This is a genomic window from Collinsella sp. An268, assembly GCF_002159765.1.
Taxonomy (GTDB): Bacteria; Actinomycetota; Coriobacteriia; order Coriobacteriales; family Coriobacteriaceae; genus Coprousia.
On the sequence record NZ_NFJH01000001.1, the window covers coordinates 154,577 to 173,012 of the forward strand.

Consider the following 18,436-nt stretch of genomic DNA (forward strand, 5'->3'; position numbering starts at 1 on the left):
AGGTAGGGAGGAGTGCCATGCCGGCGATATTCACCCCGTCCGATAAAGAAGGGCTCCGGCGCAGCATGCTCGACGCCGGGTGGTCCTGTCTGCTCTCGCGGGGATACCGCGCCATGCGCATCGAGGACATCGCGCAGGAGGCGGGGATCGCCGCGAGCACGTTCTACGGGTTCTTCTCCTCCAAGACGGCGTTTGTGACCGAGATGGTCGCCGAGAACCGGCGAGAGCTCGTGGGAGCGCTCGAGCGCGAGCTTGCGCGCGCCGAGCGCGGCGGCGAGCGCGCCGTGCTCGAGCGGTGGATGCGCGAGGTGTGGCATGGTGAGCGCTGCATCTTCCGGTGCCTGAGCCGGCAGGATTTCCAGAGGATCCGCGCAGGTTTGCCCGACGACGTCGTGATGGGGCCCGAGATGTCCGGCGGTGCGCTTGCGCGTCTTCTGGAGCGCTCGGTGGGAGAGGCGCGCGATGCGGACCTCGAGCTCGCCGAATCGCTCCAGCGGGTGTGCGCCGTCACGTTGCTCGCGCGCGACGCTTTCACCGCTGAGGAGCTCGAGCGCGCCGTCGACGCGCTCATCGATATGACACTCGATGCCCTGTTTGGGACCCGGCACGGTAGGGGAGAGGAATGACGATGGCAAGAGAGAAGCAGCAGGTGAAGGACGCCCTGCAATTCGATGCGTCCGGCGGACATGATGTCGCTGCGCCCCCTGTGCTCTCACGCGGAAGGCGGGCGCTCGCCCTGTTCGCCATCCTGTGCATGACCTTCATGGAGACGCTCGACGGTACGATTGTCAATGTGGCGCTCCCCACCATGCAGCGCGAGCTCGGCGTCGGCGGTACGGAGATCCAGCTCGTCGCAAGCGTGTTCCTCGTGATCACCTGCGCCTTTCTGCTCGTGTTCGGGCGGCTGGGCGACATCGTCGGCAAGGTGCGCGTCTTCCAGGCGGGCGTCGTGCTCTTCGTCGCGGGCTCGGCGCTCTGTGCCGCCTCGGGAACGCTCGAGTTCCTCGTTGTCGCACGTGCCGTGCAGGCGCTCGGTGTGGCGGCGAGCCTCGCCAACAACCAGGGTATCATCACCGAGCTCTTCGCCAAGACGCGCGGCCGGGCCCTCGGGCTCGTCGCGACGTTCACGGCGCTCGGTGCCATGGCCGGCCCCACCATCGGCGGCGTGCTGGTGTCGATCTTCCCTTGGGAGGTCATCTTCCTCATCAACATCCCCATCGGCATCATCTCGCTCGCCATCGGTATGTACGCGCTGCCTAACCGCAGGCCCGCGGAGCGCTGTCATTTCGATGTGGCTGGTGCGGTGCTTATCGTGCCTGCAATTCTGCTCGTGTTTGCGGCGATCACGCTCATGGAGAGCGAGGTCGGCGCGCTCTCGCTCGGTATGCTGGCGGCAGGCGTTGCGTTGCTGGTGGTATTCGGCGTGGTCGAGCGCCGGCAGGAGGTGCCGCTCGTGCACTTCGGGCTCTTCCGCAACCTGAGTTTCGACATCGACCTCTTCGCGATGGTGCTCGTCTTTCTGGGGCTCTCCGGTGTGACCATCGTCATGCCATTCTACCTGCAGGATGCCCTAGGCCTCGATCCGGCGGTCGCGGGCTTGGTTATGGCATGCTATCCGCTGGTCAACGCCACCATCGGTACGCTCTCGGGCGCGCTTTCCGACCGGATCGGCTGCATCAAGCCCACCCTTGCCGGCCAGGCGGTCTTCGCCGTGGGGCTCTTCGGCCTGTCGACGCTCGCGCTCGCGACGTCCGTTGCCGCGATCGTGCCCATGCTCATGTTCACCTCGCTCGGCAGCGCCATGTTCCAGTCACCCAATAACTCGCTCATCATGGGGCACGCCGCACCCGAGATGCTCGGCTTCGTGGGATCGCTCGGCAACCTCATGCGCTATTTTGGCCAGTCGCTCGGCACGACGATCTCCATGGGCGTGCTGTACGGTACCATGAGCGCGGAAGCGGGCTATCGGGTGACCGGATTTGTCCCCGAGCATCCCGAGCTCTTTATGCACGGGCTCTCGACGGTGTTCCATCTGCTCGCGGCGCTGGTGGCGGTGGCGCTCGTCGCATCGCTCGTGAGGACCTTCGTCCTTGAGCGCGCGGGGCGCAAGGAGGCGTGATTGGGCGGTTTGCAGACAGCTGGCGCGGAGGGCGCATGGCGGGTGAAGCTCGCCTGCGTCTGGACCGGTGAGCTCGTATCGGTCCTTACGAGCTCCATCCTGCAGATGGGGTTCGTGTGGCACATCACGCTCTCGACGGGCTCCGCGGGCATGCTCTCGCTGGCGTCTCTCGCGGGATTTCTGCCGCTCGCGCTCTTCGGCACCTTTGCGGGCGTCATCGTCGATCGCCTGCCGCTCAAGCGCGTTCTTGTCGGGGCCGATCTCTTCATCGCGGGGGTGAGCGCCGTGGTGGCGCTCGTCTCGCTGGCGGGGACGCTCCCCGTAGGGGTCGTTATGGTCGCGCTGTTCTTCCGCGCCGTCGGGAGCGCCTTCCACACCCCTGCGTTCCAGACGCTCACGCCTCTGGTAGCGCCGACCGAGTACCTGACGCGCCTCTCGGGCGTCACCCAAGCGGTGCAGTCGGGCGGCTACATCCTGGGGACCGCGGTCGCCGCCATCATCTACCCCCTGTGGGGGCTCACCGCCATGATCGCGCTCGATGTGGCGGGAGCCCTTATCGCCACGGCGGCGGTGCTCGCCGCGCGTCTGGATGTTGGCTCCCGTGGGATCGGGGGCTCAGGTGCAGCCGAGGCAGAGGCGTCGCGCTCCGACGCCGACGGGGGCGTGGCGGCCGGTATCGCCGCCACCGTGGGCACCCTGCTGGCTGAGACGATGGAGGGTTGTCGGGTTCTCCGCGGGTACCGCGGGCTGTTTTCCCTGCTCTGGTGCGGCTTCGCCTTCACGCTCTTTTTCTCGCCCATCTCGGCGCTCTTCCCGCTCATGACCATCGCCCACTTTGGCGGCACGACCGGCGACGCGGCGTTTGCGGAGATCGCGTTCTCCGTAGGCATGATCGCGGGATCGCTGCTGCTCACCGCGACGGGCGGTTTCAAGAACCGTGCGCTCACCGTGGTCGCGGCGACTGCCCTCTATGGCGCGGCGACGGTTGCGGCGGGGCTTCTCGGGCCAGACGGGTTCGCGGGCTTTCTCGCCATGAGCTTCCTCATGGGCGCGAGCTCCCCTTGGTATTCCGGACCCCAGACGGCACTCATGCAGGAGAAGATCCCGCCGGAGTTTCTGGGCCGCGTCTTCGGGCTCTACGGCGCCATCATGTCCTGGGCCATGCCAGCGGGGCTCGCCGTGTCATCGCTCTTTGCGGATGCGGTGGGCGCGCCCGCCTGGTTTGCGGGCGCCGGCGCCGCGATGGTCGCGCTCGCGGTGGTGACGTGGCTGATCCCGAGCATCCGCAATATTGAGCGGGGCTGAAGGCTTGGCGCCGCCAGCGCATAGGCGTATGTGCGATATTGTATGAAGCACCGTCAGCGATAGGTGGGTGGGTCGTATGGAGTACCGTATCTGCGAGAAGCCGGCGTTTCGCTTTGTGGGCGTCATGGCGCGCGTGCCGATGCAGTTTGAGGGCGAGAACCCCGCCATCGCCGCACTTGCCGGCTCTATTACCCAAGAGCAGCGTGCGGAGATGCATCAGCTGCAAGACGTGGAGCCCATAGAGGTGGTCAACGTCTCATGGGATTCCGACACCGACTTTCAGACAGAGTCCGGTACGCTCACGCACCTGATCGGGGTGCTTACGACCGTGCGCGAGGCGGGCGCGGGGCTGCATGTCGTCGACGTACCGGCGCTCACCTGGGCGGTCTTTCCTTCGGATGGCCTGTTCCCGACCGCCATGCAGCAGACGACGGCAGCCATCTACGGGACGTGGCTTGCCGAGGTGCCCTACGAGCTCGACGGCTTCCGTATGTTCTCGTTTGCTCGCCCGCGCAAGGACGGGACCGCGTACAGCGAGGTCTGGGTTCCCGTACGTCGGCAGGGGTAGCGCATGTACGCCGCCGATACCGATCTTGCGCGGTTCTTCGCGCGCATGCCCGATATGCTGCCCGTTTACCGCATACTCGAGGACCGTATCAACGCGACCTGCGGCGATATCGAGATGCGCGTCCAAAAGACGCAGATCGCCTTCACCGACCGCTTCGGGTTCGCCTGGGTATCGCTGCCCCTGCGGCGGCGCCGGGACTGGCCTGAGCGCTGCCTTGTCGTGACCTTCGGCCTTCCGTACCGCAAGGAGTCGCCGCGCATCGCCATCACGACCGAGCCGTATCCCCACCGTTGGACGCACCACGTTCTGGTCGAGCGACCCGAGGATATTGACGGCGAGCTCCTCGATTGGATAGGGGAGTCGCACGCGTTCTCCCTCACCAAGCGGCGCGGCGGGCGCCGCTGACGTGCGCGGGCGCCCGAACTCCGTGCGCACGTGCCGAGGTGCAGGCGCGCCCCGGCGCGCCGTGACGGCGCCCGAATCGTTCTATGCAGTTGCCGTGTCGGGTGGGGTTAGGTTCGCGTTTGGTATACAATGGGCCCGTTATCCGCCTTGACGAAAGGTTTCTATCCATGTCGAGTCTTCTTTCCGAGCTGCTCACGCCCGAGCTCATGATGGCCATCTATCTCTTCATCGCCTTCATCGTGGCGCTCTACGTGCTCTCCGTCGTGTACGTGTTCGTCGATGCGCGCCGTCGCGGCATCCAGGCGTTCTGGGCGTGGGGCATCGTTTCGCTCATCCCCTTCATCGGCCTCATCGCCTACCTCGCGCTGCGTCCGCACAGCTATCTCGCCGACCGTGAGGAGCAGGAGCTCGATATGGCGCTTCGCGAGCGCCAGCTCTCGCACTACGGCACCTGCCCCAACTGCGGCACGCCCATCGAGCGCGACTTCGTGGTCTGCCCGGTGTGCAACACGCAGGTCCGCAACGTCTGCCCGTCGTGCCATCGCCCGCTCGATGCGCACTGGAAGGTCTGCCCCTACTGCCGTACGCACATCCAGTAGGACGGCCGCGCGAATCAGAAAGGTCTCGTCCATGCCGTTTGTGCGAGGACATAGCTACACTACGCAGACTATCTAGGCGTCTGTCCCTTTCCGGGCCGGCAGGTCCTGGACAGGCGCCCCAAATCGCTCGGCGCCGCCTCGGCGGTGCGGGGCGATTTTCTGTTTTGCCCTGCCGTATCCCGTTGCGTTTTCCACCACCAGAAGAGAGGTTCCCATGAAAGTCCTGTATAACGACGGCCGCGTCGACGAGTGCCCCGCCGACGAGGTGACCCACGTCATCCGTCATTCCGCTGCGCACATCATGGCCCAGGCCGTGAAGCGGCTCTATCCCGAGGCGGACTTCGCCTACGGCCCCGCCACCGACAACGGCTTCTACTACGATATCGACCTCCCCGAGGGCCAGAAGATCTCCGAGGACGATTTCCCCGCCATCGAGGCCGAGATGAAAAAGATCGTGAAGGAGAACCTCAAGTTCTCCGTGTTCGAGCTCCCGCGCGAGGAGGCCATCGCCCTTATGGAGAAGCGCGGCGAGAAGTACAAGGTCGAGCACATCGGCGACCTGCCCGATGATGCGCGCATCACGTTCTACCAACAGGGCGAGTACATCGATATGTGCGTCGGCCCGCACCTCACCTACACCAAGGCGCTCAAGGCCTTCAAGCTCACCGGTGTCTCCGGCGCCTACTGGAAGGGCGACAAGGACAACAAGATGCTCACGCGCGTGAACGGCACCGCGTTCGCCACCAAGGCGGAGCTCGACGAGCACCTGCGCCTCATCGAGGAGGCGAAGAAGCGCGACCACCGCAAGATCGGTCGCGAGATGGATATCTTCATGATGCGCGACGAGGCCCCCGGGTTCCCGTTCTTCCTCCCCAACGGCATGATCCTCAAAAACGAGCTCCTCGACTACTGGCGCGAGATCCATCGCGCCGCCGGGTACGTCGAAATCTCGACGCCCATGATCATGAACAAGGAGCTTTGGAAGACCTCCGGTCACTGGGACCACTACAAGGACAACATGTACTCCACCGTCATCGACGACGAGGAGTACTGCATCAAGCCCATGAACTGCCCCGGCGGCGTGCTCGTGTACAAGAGCCGGCCGCACAGCTATCGCGAGCTCCCCATTCGCGCCGGCGAGATCGGTCTTGTGCACCGTCATGAGATGCGCGGCGCGCTCCACGGCCTGTTCCGCGTGCGCTGCTTCAATCAGGACGATGCCCACCTGTTCGTCCGGCCGGACCAGCTGACCGACGAGATCGTGGGCGTGGTGAACCTCATCGACTCCGTCTACCAGAAGTTCGGCTTCACCTACCATCTCGAGCTCTCGACCCGTCCTGAGGACTCCATGGGTTCCGATGAGGACTGGGAGCGCGCCGAGGCAGGCCTGCGCGAGGCCCTCGAGCGCCTGGGCAAGGACTACGTCGTCAACGAGGGCGACGGCGCCTTCTACGGGCCCAAGATCGACTTCCATCTGGAGGACTCCCTCGGCCGCACCTGGCAGTGCGGCACCGTGCAGCTGGACTTCCAGATGCCGCTCAACTTCGATCTCGAGTACACCGACGCCGACGGCTCCAAGAAGCGCCCCATCATGCTGCACCGCGTGTGCTTCGGCTCCATCGAGCGCTTCATCGGCATCCTGATCGAGCACTTCGAGGGCAAGTTCCCCACGTGGCTCGCGCCCTGCCAGGTGAAGGTGTTGCCCGTTTCCGAGAAGAGCCGCGACTACGCCCGCAACGTGACGGATCGCCTCGAGGCAGCCGGTATCCGCGCCGTGCTCGACGAGCGCGACGAGAAGATCGGCTATAAGATCCGCGAGGCGCGCAACATCGACCGCCCGCCCTACATGCTCATCATCGGGGAGCAGGAGGTCGAGGCGGGCAACATCTCGGTGCGCGACCGCACGAACGAGACCCATGTGGCCGAGCTCGATGCCTTCATCGCCGACGTGACGGCCGAGATCGCTGAGCGCCGTTAGGAGGCTTGCACGTCTCGCGCCGAAACGAGCTCTTGGGTGCGCGCCGCATAGAGATGCCATCTTCCGAAGAGCTTAATAAAACGCGTGAATCCGCCCGACCGCCTCGGTGGCCGGGCGGTTTTCCCGTATACTGGTACGGGTATGCACGGAGAGGGGACACCATGGTTGTGACGCAGGCCGAGCTTGCGCAGGATTTCGCAGAGCGTCAGGGGGCGCGCGCCACCTGGTTCGTCCCTGCCCGCAACACGGTGGACGTGATCGCCAAGATCGGCCTCATCGGGCCCGACGACCGCCTCGTCGCCTTCGCCGATGATTTTGAGGACGCCGTTCGGGACGGTCTGCCCGGTAAGGACGTGACGTTGCTCTCCGATCCGCGACCGGACGCATTCCTCGCGGCATCGGGATGGGCGCCCGCCGGCGCCGACACAGGGGCTCCCGAGATAGGGTGGGGGGACTCCCGCCTCGCGGTTACCGGGTCGCCGGCGTCGTACGCCTACCCTGCCGGCCGCACCTCCCACCGGACGTTCTGGTTCGTTTCCTCTATCGGCGGGCTCGGTCTGCGCGTTCCCGACCTGCGCGAGCTCTCGCGCGCCGCGCAGGCTGCCGGAGCCCTGCTCATCGTCGACAACACCGTCGCCTCTGCTTTTGGGTGCCGTCCGCTTATGCTCGGGGCAGCCGTCGCGCTCGAGGCGCTCGACCGCGTGGCGGCAGGGCGTCTCTCCCGCAAGGCGGTGGCCGTTTCCGTCGCGCGATCCGTGGCGGGCCGCGGTCGCCGCCGCGTCGTGCGCCCCGAGGCCGAGGATGCGTACCGGCTCCTCGCCTTCGGGCTTGGAGGGCCGTCGTCTTCGAGCTGCGCCGGCGCCCTCGACGCGGAGGACGTCTCGGCGCTCGCGGACGGGCTCGCCACGCTCGACGTCCGCATGCAGCGCCATTTCGACCATGCGCGCGCCCTTGCGGAATATCTGCGCTGCCATCCCCAGGTGGGGCGCGTCGGGTATCCGGGCCTCCTGACGCATCCGGACGGAGGCGTTGCCGCAACGGTGCTCGAGCACGGGTTCGGGCCAGCGGTTGACTTCTGCCTGACCGGCGACGCTCGGGTGCCTGCTCATGAGAGGCACGAGGCGTTTCTCGCCACCTGCGCCGTCGCGCACCGGGATGCCCCGGCTGGCGGCGCGACGACGCGGATAAGCGTCGTCTCTCGACGCGATGTGAGCTACCTTCGTATCTTCGCCGGCACGGACGACCCGCTGTATGTGGCGGACAGCCTCGACCAAGCGCTGCGGCTCTTCTGCAATCCTCCCGAGCCGTTATAGGGGCTTCCGGACTGTCGGCTCCTTTCGAGCGCAGCCCAATGTCCGCTGGTGCTTGCAAGTGACAACACTATAGGTGAACCAATCCGTGCATCGGGAGGGTGCTATGGGTTCTTTCGATCTGCCCAATCTTATCGAAGCGCTCGTTTTGGGTGTCGCGCTCGCCATGGATGCCATGGCCGTCACGCTGTCCAACTCGCTTTGCGAGCCTGATATGCCGTGCGGCAAGAAGCTCGCCATGCCTGCCATGTTCGCCGTCTTTCAGATGGCGATGCCCATCGCCGGGTTCTTCGGCGGCACGCTCGTCGCACCCCTTATCGAGGCGTATGCGGGCATCGTGTCGCTCGCGATCCTCGGTTTCGTGGGCGGAAAGATGATCGTCGAGGCCGTTCGCGAGTTGCGCGAACCCGAGGAGTGCCCCACCGTGCGCCTCACCTATACCACGATCTTCTTCGAGGCGATCGCAACCTCCATCGATGCGTTCATCGTCGGCGTCTCCCTGTCTGCCAGCGGGGCTAACATCGTGCTTTACGGCGGCGCCATCGGCATCATGACCTTCCTGTGCTGCGTCGCGATGCTCCTCGTCGGCCGCCGGCTCGGCGCGCACTTCGGTCCGCGCGCCGAGGTCGTGGGCGGAGTCGTCCTCATCATCATCGGCCTCAAGGCGTTCCTGTCGTAGCCTCGCGCCCCGCCGCGTCGATGCTGTCCGCGCCCTTGGGTCGGTGTAGAGCAGGTGCAGGGCGGTGGAAGGCGCTCCCAGAAGCGCGGTGGCGGGCTTGAGGGACCATTGACCGGGACCCAAAGCGAGGTCGAGCGGCTCGTCTATCAGCTCGTGCACGTACGGAGGGATGCGGTGGAAGCGAAGCGCGGATATATCGCATAGGATCTTCATGCGCCCATGGTAGCGGGTGGCTTGCTATTTCTCTGAATTGGAACATTAGAAATATAGCACTAATAATCAGAGCGTCTGAAACCGTTCTTACCGTGTTTCGAATTGACGCCGACCATAACCTCACGGTAGCCTGACCATGTGAGGTCTGGATACAGGGGACGGCTAGTTGCGGACGAGAAAGGGGTAAATCGGCGCACGGGATGCAAGGGTGGATCATAGTTGGACTCTCAGGCGGTCCTGCGCCGGCGCGAGGAAACCGGGAGCATCGCTTGGAGACCCGGAAACCAGATTATATTTATAATAGTATTACGCTAAGTTGTGATGACCGTGTGAAGCTCTCGTGAGCCTTACGGTTATTACTCATGTAGTGATGAGCGTTCGTCGCTCGGCCCGCATGATCGGGCGCAGGGTGCGGAGAGGGGGAGTGCTCATGTTGGAAAAGATGGACGAGTTCTTCGATGCCCGCTTGGACATCTATGATGAGCATCAACTGACTGAAATCGAATCGGCGCGGGAGTTCTACCCGTTCACCGCGGGGCTCCTGCCTGAGTCCGCAGGTGCCCGCGTGCTCGACCTCGGGTGCGGAACAGGCCTCGAGCTGGCAGAGTTCTTCAGGCTGAACCCCCATGCCTGCGTTACGGGAATCGATCTTGCCCCGGGCATGCTCGCCGAGCTGCGACGGAAGTTCCCCAATCGGGACCTTGATCTCATCTGCGGGTCCTACTTCGAGGTGCCTTTCGAAGCGCATTGCTTCGACGCCGCGGTGTCCGTCGAGTCCTTGCACCATTTCACGCGGGAAGAGAAGGTCCCCCTGTACCGTCGCGTGCGCGATGCGCTGGTGCCGCGAGGGTACTTCGTGCTGACGGATTACTTCGTCGCGTCGGATGAGGAAGAGGCGCGTCTCCAGCGGGAATGTGCGTTGCTGCGCCGCGAGCAGGGGATTGCCGACGGTGCGCTCTACCACTTCGATACGCCTTTGACGGTGGCCCACGAGACGGAAGCGCTGCTTGAGGCGGGTTTCGCGCGTGTTGAGCAGCTGGGTGCGTGGGGCTCGACGGCAACGTTGCGGGCATCGTAGAGCGTTCGCGTCTCCATTTTGCCTACAAATCGAGGAGTTCGCCGGTGCGGCGCGCCAGAAGCTCGTTCACCTCGGTCTGCAGCGTGCGGTAGGCGGTGACGGCGCGTTCGCCGGCGGGGGTGAGACTCGATCCGCGGGCGCCGTCACGGACCAGCAGCTGGCAGTCGAGCTGATCCTCCGCCTCGCGGATGATGCGCCACGCCTTGGAGTAGGCCATGCCCAAGCGCTTGGCGGCACGGTTGAGCGAGCGCTCCATGGCGACTCCCTCGAGCAGCTGCACGCATCCCAGGCCAAAGGCCCCGGGAAGGTCCCGATCTGCGTCTTTCAGAGTGATGCGCGCGGTGGCGACGATGGACATAGGCGACCTCCTCCGGATACACGATACCACGAGTGCGCGGCCTGAGCCGTCTGCGGAAAGATTGCCGCCGTTCGCGGAAGTCCCGTGTTCTTTAGACTAAGTTGCGATTATGGGATTCCGATTGTTTCCGGTGCATTACAATGCCCGAGAGAATCGCGTGCCAGGCGGTTCTACAGGCGAGGACGTGCGAAGCGCTGCGGTGCCGCTGAGCCCGGAGGGTTATCGCGCCCAACAAGAGGAGGAGTTACCCATGGCAATGTTTTTCCCCGGTGAGTCGCATACGTTTTCCGAGTATCTGCTGGTGCCCGGGTACTCGTCTCACGAGAACATCCCCGCTAACGTGACGCTTAAGACCCCGCTCACTCGCTTCAAGCGCGGTGAGGAGCCGGCCATCTCGCTCAACATCCCCATGGTCTCATCGATCATGCAGTCCGTCTCGGGCGAGCGCATGGGCATCGCCCTTGCAACCGAGGGCGGCATGGCCTTCATCTACGGCTCGCAGACCCCCGACCAGGAGGCTGCCATGGTCAAGGCCGTGAAGGACTACAAGGCCGGCTTCGTCGTATCCGATTCGACGCTCACGCCGGATATGACCATGGCGGAGGTCATGGCGCTCAAGGATAGGACCGGCCACTCCACCATGCCAGTCACCGAGGACGGCACCGCGCACGGCAAGCTGCTCGGCATCGTGACGAGCCGCGATTACCGTCCCAGCCGCGACGACCCGCAGATGAAGGTCGCGACGTTCATGACGCCGCGCGAGAAGCTCATCGTGGGCGACAAGGACATCACGCTCAAGCGCGCCAACGACGTCATCTGGGACAACAAGCTCAACGCGCTGCCCGTGGTGGACGAGAACGACTGCCTCGTGGGCATCGTCTTCCGCAAGGACTACGATTCGCATAAATCCAACCCCAACGAGATGCTCGATGCCAACAAGCGCTACATGGTGGGCGCGGGCATCAACACGCGCGACTACGCCGAGCGCGTGCCGAAGCTCATCGAGGCGGGCGCTGACGTGCTCTGCATCGACTCCTCCGAGGGCTTCAGCGAGTGGCAGAAGCTCACGATCGATTGGATCCGCGAGCATTACGGCAACGACGTCAAGGTGGGCGCTGGCAACGTCGTCGACGCCGACGGCTTCCGTTACCTTGCCGACTGCGGCGCCGACTTCGTGAAGGTCGGTATCGGCGGCGGCTCCATCTGCATCACGCGCGAGACGAAGGGCATCGGCCGCGGCCAGGCGACCGCGCTCATCGATGTGTGCCGCGCGCGCGACGAGTACTTCGAGGAGACCGGCGTCTACGTGCCCGTCTGCTCCGACGGCGGCATCGTGTACGACTACCACATGACGCTCGCTCTCGCCATGGGCGCCGACTTCATGATGCTCGGACGCTACTTCGCGCGCTTCGACGAGAGCCCGACGGCGCGTGTGAACGTAAACGGCCAGTACATGAAGGAGTACTGGGGCGAGGGGTCCGCGCGCGCCCGCAACTGGCAGCGCTACGACCTCGGCGGTGCGAGCAAGCTCGCCTTCGAGGAGGGCGTCGACTCCTACGTGCCCTACGCCGGATCGCTCAAGGAGGGCGTGCAGGCGACGCTGTACAAAATCAAGTCGACGATGTGCAACTGCGGCGCCAAGAGCATCAAGGAGCTGCAGCAGAAGGCGCGCCTGACGCTTGTCAGCTCCACCTCCATCGTCGAGGGCGGTGCGCACGACGTCGTCGTGAAGGACCACAACCATCAGACGGTGAGCTACCAGTAGGGGTGTCCCGACGGCGCGCTGCCCCAGCCGCCTTCGTCCCGCATCTTATGCACCTGCTTCACAGGACCGCCTCTCCCCATGCGGAGGGGCGGTCCTTTATTGCGAGAGCGAGCGGCGACTACGGTGTCCGTGGTCGAACATGGCACGCATCGGGTCGGTCGTTACAAGAAATGGCTGTATCAGAAGATTACGTGGGACGGTGCAGCTTCTTCCCCCTATACTTAGGCGCAAGTCTACACGTTGCCGTGCGACGCAGAGAGGGTGGTAGTCGTGGAGCGCGCTGACGTACGAGATGAGGCCGCCGACGTGATGGATTCCGTTGAGGGCGGCGTCGAGGGGGATGCGGTCGCCGCGTTTTCTGAGCCGCCGGTAGAACCCTCGCTTCAAGATGACTTCGAGGCGGATGGTGCTGCGCCGGCCTCGGTTGAGGAAGGGGCCAGCGCAGGCAACCACTTTGCATCCGAGCGGGTAGAAGAGCTGCACCCCGACGAGGAGAGCGCCGACGGCGGCGCCGGTGGTGCCTCGTATTCTGATGGCGGCGCCGATGCGGGCGAGGGGGCGCAGGGCGCGCCGAGCGATGCGGAGGATGCCGAAGAGGGCGCGCCCGCCGCATCCCGGGCTGATGACATGTTTTCAGAAGATGCGCCGTTAACGGAGGTTGCGGAAGGCGATGTCCCGGAGGGCGGAGCCGGCGAGACCGGCGCTGCGGCTTCTGCGGCGGCTGCGTTCCGTCGCGCGGCGGACTGGACGCACCGCCATGTGGGCGTGTCGGTGCTCATCGGCTGCGTCGCCGCGTCATTGGTGGTCGCGGGCGGTTTCGCCCTCGCGGCACATGGTCTCATGGCCCAGGTCGATGCCGACGTCGAGGCGCAGGCTGCCGAGCGCCTGGAGCAGGAGGGCGCGGTCGACCCGCTTCTGCCGTATATCGACATGCGGTTCACCTCGTTCTCACGAGCCGGGTTCCCCACGGTATCCGCAGGGCTCCAATTCTCCATGCCGGACGGCTCGCCCCTGCCCGGGCTCGCACCCGAGCAGTTCTCGCTCGTGGAGGTCGACGACCAGGGCACCGAGGTGCCCGTGGGCCTTGCCGGCTTCACGTTCGACCCGGCGAGCGGGGCCTGTCAGATGAGCTACACCGCCGACACGGCGCAGCTCACCGGTTCGCGTACCGTCAAGGTGAGCTTGTCGCCCGAGAGCGGCTACCGCGGCGGCGCGTCGATGTCCTATCGTATATAGCCGAGGGCGCGCCGGCGGACCCGTCGTATGGGTGCGCGCAGACGGACTGGCGGAGCGGGCGCGCACCGGTCGGCATCGCTCCGTTTCCGTTGCGTAGAGCCGGGGCGCTCTGGCGCGACGGACGGATGCTTTTTGCTAGAATTGAGCCCGTTACCGCTTAGGCGGGGCCCGCTGCCGGCTTGAGAAGGGGTGCGCGATGCGCGCCTGCGCTCACGGTGCCTGCGTGAGCCCCGCATCCGACCAAGGAGAACGCACATGTGCGATTGTGCCGACCAACAGCTAGAGACGACGGAGATTCCGGCGTACGACGCGCAGGCCATCGAGGCAAAATGGATGCGCATCTGGGACGAAGAGAACCTTTTTGCCGTCGACACCGATCCCGCTAAGCCCAAGAAGTACGTGCTCGAGATGTTCCCGTACCCTTCGGGCGACCTTCATATGGGCCACGCCCGCAACTACACCATCGGCGACGCCATGGCGCGTCAGGCCCGTATGCGCGGCTTCGACGTCCTGCACCCCATCGGCTTCGACGCCTTCGGCCTGCCGGCGGAGAACGCCGCCATCAAGCACAACACCCAGGCAGCCGAGTGGACCTACAAGAACATGGACCAGGCGCTCGCCACGATGCGCCGCATGGGCTTCTCCTACGATATGGACCGGCTCGTCAGGACCTGCGACCCCGATTACTACAAGTGGGGCCAGTGGATCTTCGAGAAGCTGTGGGAGCGCGGGCTCGTCTACCGCAAGAAGAGCCCCGTCAACTGGTGCCCCACGTGCAAGACCGTGCTCGCCAACGAGCAGGTTACGGAGGGTAAGTGCTGGAGGTGCGGCTCGGAGCCCGAGAAGCGCGACCTGGAGCAGTGGTACTTCAAGATCACCGACTACGCGCAGGAGCTGCTCGACGACCTCGAGAAGCTGCCCGGCTGGCCCGAGCGCGTCAAGCAGATGCAGGCCAACTGGATCGGCCGCTCCGAGGGCGCCGAGATCGACTTCACGCTCTGCGATGCGGAGGGGCAGCCCACCGACACGAAGATCACCGTGTTCACCACGCGCGCCGATACGCTCTTCGGCTGCACGTTCTTTTTGCTCGCGCCCGAGTACGACGGTCTTATGGACCTTGTTGCGGGCACGGAGTGGGAGGCTGACGTTCGCGCCGTCGTGGCGGGGGCGGAGAAGGTCTCCGCCGTCGAGCGCGCGCAGGGCACGCTGGAGAAGCACGGTGCCTTCACGGGGCGCTACGTGGTGAATCCCGTCAACGGCGAGAAGGTGCCCGTGTGGGTCGCCGATTACGTCGTGTCCGATTACGGCACGGGCGCGGTCATGGCCGTGCCGTGCGGCGACCAGCGCGACTTCGAGTTCGCCCGCAAGTACAACCTTCCCATCGTCCCGATCATCCTCATGGACGACGAGCGCGCCGCGCTCGAGGAGGCGGGGGAGTCCATCGACACCTATCATGCCGAGTCGGTCGACTGGAGCGAGGCGCATGCCGCCGAGGGCACGCTCGTGCAGTCCGGCAAGTACACCGGCATGCGCGGCGGCAAGCACTCCGAGGGCGAGGCGGCCATCGTCGCTGACCTCGAGGCCGCCGGCGCCGGCAAGCGCAGCGTCCAGTTCCGTCTGCGCGACTGGCTCATCTCGCGCCAGCGCTACTGGGGCAACCCCATCCCCGCCGTGCACTGCGAGCACTGCGGCATCGTTCCCGTGCCCGCCGACCAGCTGCCGGTGACGCTTCCCGCCAACCTCGACCTCGGCGCCGGCGAGACGCTCGCCGAGTGCCGCGAGTTCTATGAGACGACGTGCCCTGTGTGCGGGCGTCCCGCCCGCCGCGAGACGGACACCATGGATACGTTCACGTGCTCGAGCTGGTACTACCTGCGCTACTGCGACCCGCATAACGAGGAGCTGCCGTTCTCCCGCGAGACGGCCGACCGCTGGATGCCCGTTGACAACTATATCGGCGGCATCGAGCACGCCATCCTCCACCTGCTGTACAGCCGCTTCTTCACCAAGGCGCTGCGCGACCTGGGGCTGCTCGACGTGGACGAGCCCTTCACCAACCTGCTCTGCCAGGGCATGGTGAAGGATGCCAACGGCGAGACCATGTCCAAATCCAAGGGCAACGTGGTGCCGCCGAGCTCGGTCATCGAGCCCTACGGCGCCGACACCATGCGCCTCGCCATCCTCTTCATCGCCCCGCCCGAGAAGGACTTCGACTGGGACGAGGACGCCGTCGCTGGCGCCAACCGCTTCATCCGCCGCGCCTGGCGCATCGTGTGGCAGCTCGCGCTGGCGGGCGATGCGGGCGCGACCCTCAACAAGGGCGCGCTCGATGCCGCCGGCAAGACGCTGTATCGCGAGCGCCATCGCACCCTCGCCAAGTGCACCGAGGACTTCGACCGCCAGCAGTTCAACACGGCGATCTCTGCCATCATGGAGCTCGTCAACGCCGCGTCCGCCTACCTCAACGCCACCGATGCCGCCCCCGAGTCCCGTGACCCGGCGCTCTGCCGCCTCGTCGCGACCGACATCGTGAGCGCGCTCGCGCCCATCTGCCCGTTCTGGGCGGACGAGCTCTGGCACGCGGCGCTCCACAACGAGGGCAGCGTGTACACCGCCCCGTGGCCCGCGTTCGATCTCGCGGAGGCGGCGAGCGACACGGTCGAGATCGCCGTGCAGGTTCTCGGCAAGGTCCGCGGCCGCATCGAGGTCTCGGTCAATGCCACGAAGGACGACCTGGAGCGCGCGGCCATCGCCGCCGCCGGCAAGTGGATCGAGGGCAAGACGGTCGTGAAGACCATCGTCGTCCCCGGCAAGCTCGTCAACATCGTCGCCAAGTAGGCCCGTCGTCCGCACACGCCGGGCCCCTCGTGCCCGGCGTGTGATGGATTGGTGGAGAATCGTGCGGTTTTACACCTCGACGGGCTTGTGTTAAGCTCTGTAGCTGGTAATTGAAGTGCAGTTGAGAAGGGAGCGGGGTTTCGGCCCTGTTCCCTTCTTGTTTGAGGAGGGGAGTAGATGGTCAAGAGCCCGATGGAGCAGCGCATCATCGACGCGCTCGAGACGCTTGCCGCCGAGCACGGCGTCGACATCGTCGATGTCGAGATGGCCGGTGCGACCAAGGCGCCCTGCGTGCGGGTGCGCCTGGAGGGTGCCGACGGGGAGGCGCTCGGTCTCGATGACATCGCCGCCCAGACCAAGTGGGTGAGCGATGCGGTCGAGGCGATCGACCCGGTTGCCGGCAGCTACACGCTCGAGGTCTCGAGTCCGGGCATGGCCCGCCCGCTGCGCCGCCCGCGCGATTTCGCACGCTTCACGGGAGAGGACGTCGACCTGGTGACGACGGCGACCGAGGGCCGCCGCAAGTTCAAGGGCCGGATCGCGGGGGCGACCGAGGAGGCCGTCACGCTCGCGCTCGAGGGCGACGAGACCGTAACCATCCCCTTTGCAGAGGTAAAGAAGTGCACGCTCAAGCCGGTCTTCGACTTCAAGGGCGGCGCCAAGAAGGAAGGGAAGAACTAACATGGCATCCCAGATGATGGAAGCGCTCATGGAGCTCTGCCAGGAGAAGCACATCGACCAGCTCTACCTGATCGACCGCTTGGAGGAGTCGCTCGCCAAGAGCTACACCGACATCCTGCACCTCCCGTTTGGCGCCGAGGTCACGATCGACCGCGCCACGGGCAAGGTCTACGTCTACGAGCTGGTGCCCGTGGAGAGCTCCTACAACGAGGAGACCGATGAGTACGGCGAGTTCGAGAAGCGCGACGTGACGCCCAAGGACACGAGCCGCATCGCCGCGAAGCATGCGAAGGACGAGATCAACGCCATCGTGCGCAACTCCGCCCGCGAGCAGATCTTCGAGGAGTTTTCCGACCGCATCGGCGATATCATCACCGGCACCGTGCTGCAATCGACCCCCGACTTCACCATCGTGAAGATCCGCGAGGGCGTCGAGGCGGAGCTCCCGCACTTCGATCAGCGCCGCTATCACGACGAGGACGGGAACCCCACCGAGCGCAACGAGCGCCCGGCCGGCGAGCGCTACATGCACAACCAGCGCATCAAGGCCGTAATCATCGACGTGCGCGACCCCAACAACACCGTGCAGCCGGTCCGCGGCGAACACTCGAGGCCGCCCATCGTCATCTCGCGCACGCACCCCATGCTCATCCGTCGCCTCTTTGAGAACGAGGTGCCGGAGGTCTACGAGGGAACCGTCGAGGTCATGAGCGTGGCCCGCGAGCCCGGTCAGCGCTCGAAGGTCGCCGTGCGCTCGCTGGACGCCCGCCTCGACCCGGTGGGCGCCTGCGTCGGCCCCAAGGGCAGCCGCGTGCGCGCGGTCGTCTCGGAGCTCCGCGGCGAGCGCGTGGACGTGATCCTGTGGGACGCCGACCCGGCGCGCTATGTGGGCAACGCCCTCTCGCCGGCAAAGGTGACCCGCGTGCTCATCGATGAGGAGAAGAACTACGCCGGCGTGATCGTGCCGGACGACCAGCTCTCGCTCGCCATCGGCAAGGAGGGCCAGAACGCCCGCCTCGCCGCCCGCCTCACCGGCTGGCACATCGATATCAAGAGCGAGACGCTCGCCGCCGACATCCTGCGCAACATGCCGGCCCGTCCGGAGCCCGAGGACGACCTGATCGATGACGGCGAGCCTGCTCGCTGTCAGTACGTGAGCGAGGACGGCGTGCGCTGCCGCAACCAGGCCCGCCCGGGATCGCGCTTCTGCGGCGTGCACGAGCAGGATGCCATCGACGCTGCGGAGGACCTCATCTAGCGGCGGGCGCGGCACCGGCAGGACCGTCCGCGACCCACACGTTCGA

Annotated in this window: 16 protein-coding genes; 15 read left to right on the forward strand and 1 reads right to left on the reverse strand. The window is 65.6% G+C overall.

Annotated features, from left to right (window positions below; translation table 11 throughout):
• Positions 1-17 precede the first annotated feature (17 nt).
• From B5F70_RS00710 to B5F70_RS00755, 10 genes are all read left to right on the forward strand, one after another.
• Positions 18-626: a TetR/AcrR family transcriptional regulator gene (locus B5F70_RS00710; RefSeq protein ID WP_087203645.1), complete on the forward strand. Its 609-nt coding sequence runs from the start codon at positions 18-20 to the stop codon at positions 624-626.
• A gap of 2 nt (positions 627-628) precedes the next feature.
• Positions 629-2,119, forward strand: a complete 1,491-nt coding sequence (locus B5F70_RS00715) for an MFS transporter (protein WP_087203646.1) — start codon at positions 629-631, stop codon at positions 2,117-2,119.
• Positions 2,120-3,424, forward strand: a complete 1,305-nt coding sequence (locus B5F70_RS00720) for an MFS transporter (protein WP_087203647.1) — start codon at positions 2,120-2,122, stop codon at positions 3,422-3,424. It begins immediately after the preceding gene.
• 76 nt (positions 3,425-3,500) lie between these two features.
• Positions 3,501-3,992: a GyrI-like domain-containing protein gene (locus B5F70_RS00725; RefSeq protein ID WP_087203648.1), complete on the forward strand. Its 492-nt coding sequence runs from the start codon at positions 3,501-3,503 to the stop codon at positions 3,990-3,992.
• A gap of 3 nt (positions 3,993-3,995) precedes the next feature.
• Entirely contained in the window at positions 3,996-4,397 is a 402-nt protein-coding gene (locus B5F70_RS00730) for a DUF5655 domain-containing protein (protein ID WP_087203649.1), read from the forward strand.
• Between the two features lie 167 nt (positions 4,398-4,564).
• Positions 4,565-4,996 (forward strand): zinc ribbon domain-containing protein, encoded by a 432-nt coding sequence (locus tag B5F70_RS00735; RefSeq protein WP_087203650.1) that lies wholly within the window; start codon positions 4,565-4,567, stop codon positions 4,994-4,996.
• Between the two features lie 214 nt (positions 4,997-5,210).
• Positions 5,211-6,974: a threonine--tRNA ligase gene (thrS, locus tag B5F70_RS00740; protein ID WP_087203651.1), complete on the forward strand. Its 1,764-nt coding sequence runs from the start codon at positions 5,211-5,213 to the stop codon at positions 6,972-6,974.
• Between the two features lie 161 nt (positions 6,975-7,135).
• On the forward strand, positions 7,136-8,287 hold the full coding sequence (locus B5F70_RS00745) for a PLP-dependent transferase (protein WP_087203652.1): 1,152 nt from the start codon (positions 7,136-7,138) through the stop codon (positions 8,285-8,287).
• A 103-nt stretch (positions 8,288-8,390) separates the two neighbouring features.
• The gene (locus B5F70_RS00750) at positions 8,391-8,963 is read left to right on the forward strand and encodes a manganese efflux pump MntP family protein (protein ID WP_087203653.1); all 573 of its coding nucleotides are present in this window, start codon (positions 8,391-8,393) and stop codon (positions 8,961-8,963) included.
• Positions 8,964-9,606: 643 nt separating this feature from the next.
• Positions 9,607-10,254, forward strand: coding sequence for a methyltransferase domain-containing protein (locus B5F70_RS00755; protein WP_087203654.1), 648 nt, complete (start codon positions 9,607-9,609; stop codon positions 10,252-10,254).
• Between the two features lie 22 nt (positions 10,255-10,276).
• Here the strand turns inward: B5F70_RS00755 and B5F70_RS00760 are convergent, their stop codons facing one another.
• Positions 10,277-10,612, reverse strand: coding sequence for a LysR family transcriptional regulator (locus B5F70_RS00760; protein WP_087203655.1), 336 nt, complete (start codon positions 10,610-10,612; stop codon positions 10,277-10,279).
• 250 nt (positions 10,613-10,862) lie between these two features.
• On the opposite strand from B5F70_RS00760, the gene B5F70_RS00765 reads away from it, so the two are divergent.
• The 5 genes from B5F70_RS00765 to nusA all read left to right on the forward strand — a co-directional run bounded on the left by B5F70_RS00765 (position 10,863) and on the right by nusA (position 18,390).
• A complete protein-coding gene (locus tag B5F70_RS00765; RefSeq protein WP_087203656.1) occupies positions 10,863-12,377 on the forward strand; it encodes an IMP dehydrogenase in 1,515 nt (504 codons plus the stop codon).
• A 270-nt stretch (positions 12,378-12,647) separates the two neighbouring features.
• Complete coding sequence (locus B5F70_RS00770; RefSeq protein WP_087203657.1) at positions 12,648-13,613, forward strand: hypothetical protein; 966 nt, start codon at positions 12,648-12,650, stop codon at positions 13,611-13,613.
• Between the two features lie 255 nt (positions 13,614-13,868).
• Entirely contained in the window at positions 13,869-16,451 is a 2,583-nt protein-coding gene (gene leuS / locus B5F70_RS00775) for a leucine--tRNA ligase (RefSeq protein ID WP_087203658.1), read from the forward strand.
• A 177-nt stretch (positions 16,452-16,628) separates the two neighbouring features.
• Complete coding sequence (gene rimP, locus B5F70_RS00780; protein WP_087203659.1) at positions 16,629-17,132, forward strand: ribosome maturation factor RimP; 504 nt, start codon at positions 16,629-16,631, stop codon at positions 17,130-17,132.
• Position 17,133: 1 nt separating this feature from the next.
• A complete protein-coding gene (nusA, locus tag B5F70_RS00785; RefSeq protein WP_087203660.1) occupies positions 17,134-18,390 on the forward strand; it encodes a transcription termination factor NusA in 1,257 nt (418 codons plus the stop codon).
• Positions 18,391-18,436 lie beyond the last annotated feature (46 nt).